This is a genomic window from Halomonas sp. BM-2019, from assembly GCF_017584085.1.
Genome location: NZ_CP071922.1, coordinates 3,367,357 through 3,376,137, shown reverse-complemented (window position 1 = coordinate 3,376,137; position 8,781 = coordinate 3,367,357). Strand labels below are relative to the sequence as shown.

At 64.3% G+C, this 8,781-nt stretch carries 7 protein-coding genes and 1 pseudogene; 2 read left to right on the top strand and 6 right to left on the bottom strand.

The window, feature by feature from the left end; translation table 11 throughout:
- From J5F18_RS16765 to pyk, 3 genes and pseudogenes are all read right to left on the bottom strand, one after another.
- Positions 1–199 (bottom strand): annotated as a pseudogene (locus J5F18_RS16765) (2,3-bisphosphoglycerate-independent phosphoglycerate mutase); the annotation flags it as partial.
- A gap of 39 nt (positions 200–238) precedes the next feature.
- Positions 239–1,531 (bottom strand): phosphopyruvate hydratase, encoded by a 1,293-nt coding sequence (gene eno, locus J5F18_RS16760; protein ID WP_346299678.1) that lies wholly within the window; start codon positions 1,529–1,531, stop codon positions 239–241.
- Positions 1,532–1,620: 89 nt separating this feature from the next.
- Entirely contained in the window at positions 1,621–3,081 is a 1,461-nt protein-coding gene (gene pyk / locus J5F18_RS16755) for a pyruvate kinase (RefSeq protein ID WP_346299677.1), read from the bottom strand.
- A 278-nt stretch (positions 3,082–3,359) separates the two neighbouring features.
- Between pyk and gap the strand changes: the two genes are divergently transcribed.
- Together gap and J5F18_RS16745 are read left to right on the top strand one after the other, a co-directional pair.
- A complete protein-coding gene (gene gap / locus J5F18_RS16750) occupies positions 3,360–4,382 on the top strand; it encodes a type I glyceraldehyde-3-phosphate dehydrogenase (RefSeq protein ID WP_346299676.1) in 1,023 nt (340 codons plus the stop codon).
- Positions 4,383–4,455: 73 nt separating this feature from the next.
- Positions 4,456–4,713 (top strand): hypothetical protein, encoded by a 258-nt coding sequence (locus J5F18_RS16745; RefSeq protein ID WP_346299675.1) that lies wholly within the window; start codon positions 4,456–4,458, stop codon positions 4,711–4,713.
- A gap of 143 nt (positions 4,714–4,856) precedes the next feature.
- Here the strand turns inward: J5F18_RS16745 and J5F18_RS16740 are convergent, their stop codons facing one another.
- The 3 genes from J5F18_RS16740 to J5F18_RS16730 form a co-directional block, all read right to left on the bottom strand.
- Positions 4,857–6,008, bottom strand: coding sequence for a carbohydrate porin (locus J5F18_RS16740; RefSeq protein ID WP_346299674.1), 1,152 nt, complete (start codon positions 6,006–6,008; stop codon positions 4,857–4,859).
- A gap of 222 nt (positions 6,009–6,230) precedes the next feature.
- Positions 6,231–7,259, bottom strand: a complete 1,029-nt coding sequence (locus J5F18_RS16735) for an ABC transporter permease (protein ID WP_346299673.1) — start codon at positions 7,257–7,259, stop codon at positions 6,231–6,233.
- 38 nt (positions 7,260–7,297) lie between these two features.
- Positions 7,298–8,781, bottom strand: a 1,484-nt coding sequence (locus J5F18_RS16730) for a sugar ABC transporter ATP-binding protein (RefSeq protein WP_346299672.1), incomplete at its 5' end; no start/stop codon positions are given.

The following is an 8,781-nucleotide window of genomic DNA, read 5'->3' as shown; positions in this document are numbered from 1 at the left end:
CCTCGGAGTTGCCCATCTGGCCCTCCGGCAGCCCCACGTGCCGGCCATCGGTGTGGATCAGGGTCGCCGGATGCGCCTGCTGCAGGCGGTCCATCACCGGGGTGCGGGCGGCCAGCACGGCGTTGTGGGCGGCGTCCGGGTTATGGCCGTAGCCGTCCAGGATGATCAGGGCGACCGGGTTAGGGGAGATATCGCTCATGTCGTAGTCTCACTTTCCATTTTCGGGCAGGCCTGGCTGTTACTGACCCCGGATCGCACGTCGGCCAGGGTATCCCGCACGCGCCCCCAGCTCGTCCTCGATCACCAGCAGGCGGTTGTACTTGGCCACGCGATCGGAGCGGCACAGCGAGCCGGTCTTGATCTGGCCCGCGCTGGTTCCCACGGCGAGATCGGCGATGGTGGTGTCCTCGGTCTCGCCGCTGCGGTGGGAGATCACTGCGGTGAAGCCGGCGTCCTGGGCCATCCTGATGGCATCCAGGGTCTCGGAGAGCGAGCCGATCTGGTTGAACTTGATCAGGATGGAGTTGCCGATCTGCTCGTTGATGCCGCGCTTGAGGATCCGGGTGTTGGTGACGAAGAGATCGTCGCCTACCAGCTGCACGCGGTCGCCCAGCTTGTCGGTCAGCGCCTTCCAGCCCGCCCAGTCGGACTCGTCCATTCCGTCCTCGATGGAGACGATCGGGTAGTCATCGCACAGGCCGGCCAGGTAGTCGGCGAAACCGGCGGCGTCATACTGCTTGCCCTCGCCGGCGAGGTCGTACTGCCCCTCCTTGAAGAACTCGGAGGAGGCGCAGTCCAGCGCCAGGGTCACGTCGCTGCCGAGCTGGTAGCCCGCGTCTTCCACCGCCTGCTTGATCACGGCGAGCGCCTCGGCGTTGGACTCGAGATTCGGCGCGAAGCCGCCCTCGTCGCCCACCGAAGTGGAGAGGCCGCGGGCGGAGAGCACCTTCTTCAGGGCGTGGAAGATCTCGGCGCCCATGCGCAGGCCTTCGCGGAAGTTGGGCGCGCCCACCGGCTGGACCATGAACTCCTGGATGTCGACGTTGTTGTCGGCATGTTCGCCGCCGTTGAGGATGTTCATCATCGGCACCGGCATGCTGTACTGGCCCGGCTGGCCGTAGAGCTCGGCGATATGGGCGTAGAGCGGCATGCCCTTGGCGTCGGCCGCGGCCTTGGAGGCGGCCAGCGACACGGCCAGGATGGCGTTGGCGCCAAGCTTGGCCTTGTTGTCGGTTCCGTCGAGCGCCAGCATGGCGTCATCCAGGCCGCGCTGATCGTGGGCATCCATGCCGACCAGGCACTCGCGAATGGCACCGTTGACCGCCTCGACCGCCTTCAGCACGCCCTTGCCCAGGTAGCGGCTCTTGTCGCCGTCGCGCAGCTCCAGGGCCTCGCGGGAGCCGGTGGAGGCGCCGCTAGGCGCGCAGGCCACGCCCACGGCGCCGCTCTCCAGACACACCTCGGCCTGAACAGTGGGGTTGCCGCGGGAATCGAGCACCTCGAAGGCGCGAATGTCGACGATCTTGGTCATGCGAGTCTTCCTCTATATAGAGACAAAATCGGGATGCGGTTGGATCACGATGTCCATATTTCTGCATGCATTCAGGCAGGCTGCTGGTGTTAGCGGATGTCGAGGACCTTCAGGGTGTTGGTGCCGCCGTGGGCGTTCATATGGTCGCCGCGGGTCAGGATCACGTGGTCGCCGGGGGCGGCGATGCCCTTCTCCACCAGCAGTGCCAGCGCCCGGTCGTTGAGCTCGGTGGGGGCCATGTCCTGGGTATCGAAGGGCAGCGAGACCACCCCGCGATAGAGCGCCATGCGCCGCTGTGCCACCGGGCTGTGGGCCAGACCGATAATGGGCAAGCCCGAGCGGATGCGTGACGCGATCAACGGCGTATAGCCGGTAGAGGTCATGCAGGCAATGGCAGCCACTCCTTGCAGGTGGTTGGCGGCATACATGGCAGACAGCGCGATAGTCTCGTCGATGCGTGAGAAGCCTTCATGCATCCGGTGGCCCGACTCCTGGGCGATGCGCTCACGCTCGGCGCCCAGGCAGACGCGATTCATGGCCTCGATGGTCTCCACTGGGAAGTCGCCCGCCGCGGTCTCGGCGGAGAGCATCACCGCGTCGGTGCCGTCGAGCACGGCGTTGGCCACGTCGAACACTTCGGCCCGGGTGGGCAGCGGCGACTCGATCATCGACTCCATCATCTGAGTGGCGGTGATCACCGCGCGGTTGAGTTGGCGGGCGCGCTTGATGATGCGCTTCTGCATGCCGATCAGCTTCTCGTCGCCGATCTCCACCCCGAGGTCGCCGCGGGCCACCATCACCGCCTCGGAAGCCGCGATGATGCCGTCCAGGGTGGCCGCATCGGCCACCGCCTCGGCGCGCTCAAGCTTGGCCACCAGGCCGATCTCGCGACCGGCTTCGCCGAGCAGTGCGCGCGCCTCGCGCATGTCGTCGGCGCTGCGCGGGAACGACACCGCCAGGTAGTCCACGCCGATCTCCACCGCGGTGGCAAGGTCGGCCTTGTCCTTGTCGGTCAGCGCCGGTGCCGAGAGGCCGCCGCCCTGCTTGTTGATGCCCTTGTTGTTGGAGAGCTTGCCGCCCACCACCACGCAGGTGTGGATCTCGCAGCCCTCGATGCCGCTGACGTCGAGCACCACCCGGCCGTCGTCGAGCAGCAGGCGGTCCCCCGGGGCGACGTCGTCGATCAGTTGGCGGTAGTCGCAGCCGACGCGGGTGGCGTCGCCGGCATTGCCGTCCAGCGCCATATCCAGCACGAAGGGCGCGCCCTCCTCGAGGGTCACGGCGCCCTCGGTGAAGCGGGCGATGCGGATCTTGGGGCCCTGCAGGTCGCCGAGGGCGGCGACGCTTCGGCCCAGGCGGTCGGCGATCGCGCGCACCCGGGTCAGGCGCTGGCGGTGGTCGTCGGGCGAGCCGTGGGAGAAGTTGAGGCGAACCACGTCGACGCCGGCCGCGATCATGGCCTCGAGCACGCCCTCGCGGTCGCTGGCCGGGCCCAGGGTGGCGACGATCTTGGTGCGGCGGATGGGGGGCGTGGGGGGCTGGCTCTGCATTGCGACCTCCGGTGGGGGATGACAGTTTTGATGTAAACTTACAATATTATTTGAGTACCCGTGGAGTATGAAGGCTAATTTACGAGAATTGTGGCAGGCTTCCAATATTATTTTTGCTAAGTTTAGCAAAAAAACTTGAGCTGCTCTCGCTCATCGGGCACATTGAAGGAAAGGTTAAGCCTGTGGGCATAGAGGGAGTGTTGGCCGCCATCGACTTCGGCCGGGCTTTCTCCGCTTCACGACGACACAACGGTGGCAGCGCCACCGAGGAGAGATCTATGACCATGAAGATCGCCATCAACGGTTTTGGCCGCATCGGCCGCAATGTGCTGCGGGCCCTCTACGAAAACGGCTACCGCAACCGGGTGGAGGTGGTGGCTATCAACGACTTGGGCGACCCGTCCCTCAACGCCCATCTGCTGCGCCACGACACCGTGCATGGCCACTTCCCCTTCAAGGTAGAACACGATGAGCAGAGCCTCAGCGTGGACGGCGACCGCATCGCCATCCTCTCCGAGCGCGACCCGGCGGCCCTGCCGTGGAAGTCGCTGGGCGTCGACCTGGTGATGGAGTGCACCGGCCTGTTCACCAAGCGCGCCGCCGCCGCCAAGCACCTGGAGGCCGGCGCCAGGCGGGTGCTGATCTCCGCGCCGAGCCCGGATGCCGATGCCACCGTGGTCTTCGGGGTCAACGAGGGCGTGCTGAGTGCCGAGCACCAGGTGGTCTCCAACGCCTCCTGCACCACCAACTGCCTGGCCCCGGTGGCCAAGGCGCTGAACGACAGCGTGGGCATCGAGAACGGCCTGATGACCACGGTGCACGCCTACACCAACGACCAGAACCTCTCCGACGTCTACCACAGCGACCCCTACCGGGCGCGCAGTGCCACCCACTCCATGATCCCCACCAAGACCGGGGCCGCCGCCGCCGTGGGGCTGGTGCTGCCGGAGCTGGCCGGCAAGTTCGACGGCCTGGCGGTGCGGGTGCCGGTGATCAACGTCTCGCTGGTGGACCTGGTGTTCACCGCCGGTCGCGACACCACCCGGGAGGAGATCAACGCCATCCTCGCCAAGGCCGCCGAGGCCTCCCCGGTGCTGGCGGTCAACGCCCAGCCGCTGGTCTCCATCGACTTCAACCACGACGCCAACTCCTCCACCTTCGACGCCAACCACACCCGGGTGAACGGCCGCCTGGTCAAGGTGATGGCCTGGTACGACAACGAGTGGGGCTTCTCCAACCGCATGCTGGACACCGCCCTGGCCATGCAGGCCGCAGGCGACGCCAAACGCGAAGCGGCCTGAGCGCCTGATCCGACCCGGCCGGCCGCCGGGTCCTGAAGCGAACGCCGGGACGGGAGACCGTTCCGGCGATTGCGTGTCTAAGGCTGGGGCGCTGCCGCTCAACCTCTACCTGATCCCGCGGCGGTTCACCAAGGAGACCTTCATCTCCACCAGCGCCATCGCCTTCGCCGCGGTGAACCTGATCAAGCTGCCGCCCTATCTGTGGCTCGGCGAGATCAATCGCACCAGCGCCTGGGCGTCGCTGGCGCTGGTGTCGGTGGCTTGGGCCGGGGTGAAGTGCGGACTGTGGCTGCAGCATCGGTCAGCGAGGCGCTCTTCTACCGACTGGTAATTGCCGCCATGGCCATCGTCGGCGTGCAGCTGGTGGTCAAGGCGCTGGGGTAGTGGGGCAGACGGCGTGCCGCACCATCTGGCCGGCGCCAATAAGCCCCGCCGAAGCGGGGCCACAAAGGAACGGTGCGAGCGTCTGGCCCATCAGAAGTGGTACTTGAAGCGCAGGCGCCCTCCGTAGCGATCGGCATCGTCGAGATTGTCGATCTCCTTGTGGTCGATCTGGCTGTAGTAGGCGCCCAGGTAGACGTCGAAGTTTTCGACATTCAGTACATCAGGAAAGCGGTAGGACGTATAGAGCGTATCGACGGTATATTTGCCTGGTACACTTAGCTCAAAATCACCATTACTACCTGGTTTGACATCATCGATCTCGTTGCGGGCATGGATGTAGCCCACCCCGAGGTTGCGCCACACGGCATTGAGACCAAGTGTCAGGTTGTCCTCTTCATGGGCATCCAGATAGGCCAGGTTGGCATTGATCGACCAGTCCCCTGCGGCATAGGAGAGGCGCGTGCCGTAGCCGGTGCGGTCGCTGATATCCTCACCCCGCTCGTCAACCAGCGCATCGTTCACCAGGTTGGTTTCCATGCCGGCAGCCAGGGTCCAGGGGCCCGGCGACCAGGCCAGTACCGGGCGCACGATGAAGGAGTTCTTGGCATCCGGATCGATGTCGTAGCCATGATAGGTACCGCCGTCGCCGGCGCCATCGAACAGGTCGGTACGGTCGCCGAACAGCGTCGAAAGTTCGGCATAGAAGTCCCCGCTACGCTGGCTCAGCATCACCTGACCGGCACTGGCCGCACGGCCCCGTCCCTCCTTGGCCTGGTAGACATAGCCCTGGCCATCGGTATAAAGGCCGTCGGAGGTGCTGCCGCTATAGCTGTAGACCGTGTCCTGACCGAGTGGAAACAGATCGAAGGCTTCGAAGCGGCCAATCCGGACTTCCAAGCCGTCTCGAGAGCCGAAGGCGAACCAGGCGTCATCGATACCGGGGTCGCCATCGGTCTTGATGAGGGGTTGTGCCTTGAAGCGGGCATAATTTCCGGTGGTGCTGGTTCGCTCGCCACTGACATCGAGCAGGATGCGACCATCCTGGTAATACTCGTCCTGGCTGTCCACTTCGTCTGTAAAGAAGATGGGGCCCGACTGGGTGTTGTGTGCATTGATGTCCAGTTCGACATCACCGCCGAAGGTCAGGGTTCCGGACTCTCCCTCGTAGACCAATCCCGCAAGTGCCGGAGCGGCGGAAAAAAGGGTCAGTGACCCCACGAATACTGTTGTTGATGTTTTCATTGGGTTCCTATGGCGTCTTGATGGTTGTCAGCTTCTTGTGTCTCGGCATGGCGTCAGGACTCTCTCTGCTAGGGCACCTCCTTGAAGTCGCTCGAGAATCGTACATAGGCCCCCCGTGTGACCGGCGCCGAGGCACGGTCACGGCATGCAAGAAAGGGGAGGGTAGAGGTAGGGAGGGAGTCCACGCCGGAAGGATGGGATCCGGCGGCGTGGACAGAGAGATCAGATAGTCTTGTTGCGCTTGCGTTGGCGGTACTGGTCGATCACCACGGCGGCGACGATGATGGCGCCCTTGACGATGTCCTGGTAGTAAGCATCGACACCGAGGAAGGTGAATCCGCTGAGCATCACGCCGAGGATCATGGCGCCGATCACGGTGCCGGCGATGCGGCCTACGCCACCCGCCAGGCTGGTACCGCCGATAACGGCGGCGGCGATGGCATCCAGCTCGTACATCAGCCCCATGCCGGCCTGGCCGGTGCCAGCGCGTGCCGAGGCGACAACGCCCGCCAGGCCGGCGAGCAGGCCCGCGATGGTATAGACCAGCACCAGGTGGCGCCGCACATTGATACCGGAGACGCGGGCGGCCTGGGGATTGGCCCCGATGGCGTAGGTGTACTTGCCGTAGCGGGTGTACTTCAGAGCGATATGGAAGAACACGGCCACGGCGAGGAAGATGATTACCGGGTTCGCCCCGGAGCCGATCCAGGTGAACTGGTCGCTGAGCATGCTGACGGGCTGCCCGTCGGTGTAGGCACGGGCCATGCCGCGGGCGCTTACCATCATGCCCAGGGTGGCGATAAAGGGGGGGATGACGGCGAAGGCGATCAAGGCGCCATTGACCAAACCTGCCAAGGCGCCGACCAACAGCCCGACGATCAAGGGGATGAACCAGGGAAGGTCGGTGAGGGCCGGGTAAACGGCACGCAGATAGTCAGACTGCTGAGCGAAACTGGCCGTGACCATGGCAGTCAGTGCCAGGACCGAGCCCGAGGAGAGGTCGATGCCGCCGGTGATGATCACCTGAGTGACCCCGATGGCGATGATGCCGATGATCGAAACCTGCAGGATCATGATCAGCAGACGCCGCGGGTTCATCAGGAAGGAGTCGCCGCGTATTGCCCAGCCAAGGACTTCGAACAGCAGGGCGATACCGATCAAGACCAGAAAGATGCTGACTTCGGTCGGTAGCTTTTTCTTGCGCTTCTTTGGCACCTCGAGGTGCTGGGTGTTTTCGGTGGACGTAGCCATTGTGGTTTTACCTTAATGTTGTTCGTTTCGGGAGGCGCTCATTCATGCACGACCGGCGGCTGTACCGGGGCGGAGGCGAGCTCCATGATGTTCACCTGGTTGGCCTCTCCCCGGTCGAGCACGCCAGTGACCTTACCCTCGTGCATCACCATGATGCGGTCGCTCATGCCCAGTACCTCGGGGAGCTCCGAGGAGATCATGATGACGGCCACGCCCTGGCCAGCGAGCTTGCTGATCAGCTTGTGGATCTCGGCCTTGGCGCCGACGTCGATGCCGCGGGTGGGTTCGTCGAGGATCAGGATGCGCGGATTGGTCATCAGCCAGCGGCCGATCAGTACCTTCTGCTGGTTGCCGCCGGAGAGATTGCCGATTCGCTCGTCGAGGCTGGGAGTCTTGACTCGCAGCAGCTTGTTCATGCTGTCGCACTCGTGATCGAGGCGGCCCTGCTCGACGAAGGGACCCTTGGTGTAGCCGTCGCGAAGCACGGCCATCTCCATGTTCTCGATGACCGAGAGGCCCAGGAACAGGCCGGTCTCCTTGCGATCCTCGGTGAGCAGTGCCAGGCCACGCAGCATCGCCTGGTGAGGCGAGGTGATAGTGGTTTCCTGTCCGTCGATGGCGATGGTGCCGCCGGTGGCTGGGGTGACGCCGAACAGGGTCTCGGCCACGTTCGTGCGCCCCGAGCCGACCAGTCCGGCAATGCCGAGAATCTCACCGGCACGGACCTCGAAGCTGATCTGCTCGAAGACACCCTCCAGTGCCAGGTCCTTGACGGCGAGCACCACATCGCCGATGGGCACCTCTTCCTTGGGAAACATCTGGGTGACCTCACGGCCGACCATCAGCTGGATGATCTTGTCGGAGGACAGCTCGCTGGCGGGGGCGGCGTGGATGAACTGACCGTCCCGGAACACCGAGATGTCGTCGGCGATCTCGAAGACCTCATCCATCTTGTGGGTGATATAGATGATGCCCTTACCCTGGGCGCGCAGGTCGTTGATGATACGGAACAGGTGTTCCACTTCCCGGTCGGTGAGCGCCGAGGTGGGCTCATCCATGATCAGCACATCCGACTCATAGGAGACCGCCTTGGCGATCTCGATCATCTGGCGCCCGGCCACGGTGAGATGGCGTACCTCCAGATCGGGGTCCAGGTCGATGCCCAGGCGCTCGAACAACGATTCGGTCATCTGGTACATGCGTCGGTGATCGACAAGACCGAGTGCATTGAGTGGTTCGCGGCGGATCCAGATGTTCTCGGCGATGGTCATGAAAGGCATCAGGTTGAGTTCCTGATGAATCATGGCGATTCCGGCTTTCAGGGCGTCCAGGGGGCCGTTCAGGATTAGCGGGCGACCATGCAGCCGAACTTCGCCCTGATCGGGGATATAGACGCCCGCGATGATCTTCATCAGGGTGGACTTGCCCGCCCCGTTCTCGCCCATCAGGGCGTGTACGGATCCGGGACGGATCTTGAGCTGGACATTGTCCAGCGCCACAACGCCGGGGAAGGTCTTGCGGG

What these genes read in the sequence shown, in the direction of transcription:
- eno (WP_346299678.1), bottom strand. Translation starts at nt 1,531, where the DNA reads ATGACCAAGATCGTCGACATTCGCGCCTTCGAGGTGCTCGATTCCCGC.
- pyk (WP_346299677.1), bottom strand. Translation starts at nt 3,081, where the DNA reads ATGCAGAGCCAGCCCCCCACGCCCCCCATCCGCCGCACCAAGATCGTC.
- gap (WP_346299676.1), top strand. Translation starts at nt 3,360, where the DNA reads ATGACCATGAAGATCGCCATCAACGGTTTTGGCCGCATCGGCCGCAAT.
- J5F18_RS16740 (WP_346299674.1), bottom strand. Translation starts at nt 6,008, where the DNA reads ATGAAAACATCAACAACAGTATTCGTGGGGTCACTGACCCTTTTTTCC.
- J5F18_RS16735 (WP_346299673.1), bottom strand. Translation starts at nt 7,259, where the DNA reads ATGGCTACGTCCACCGAAAACACCCAGCACCTCGAGGTGCCAAAGAAG.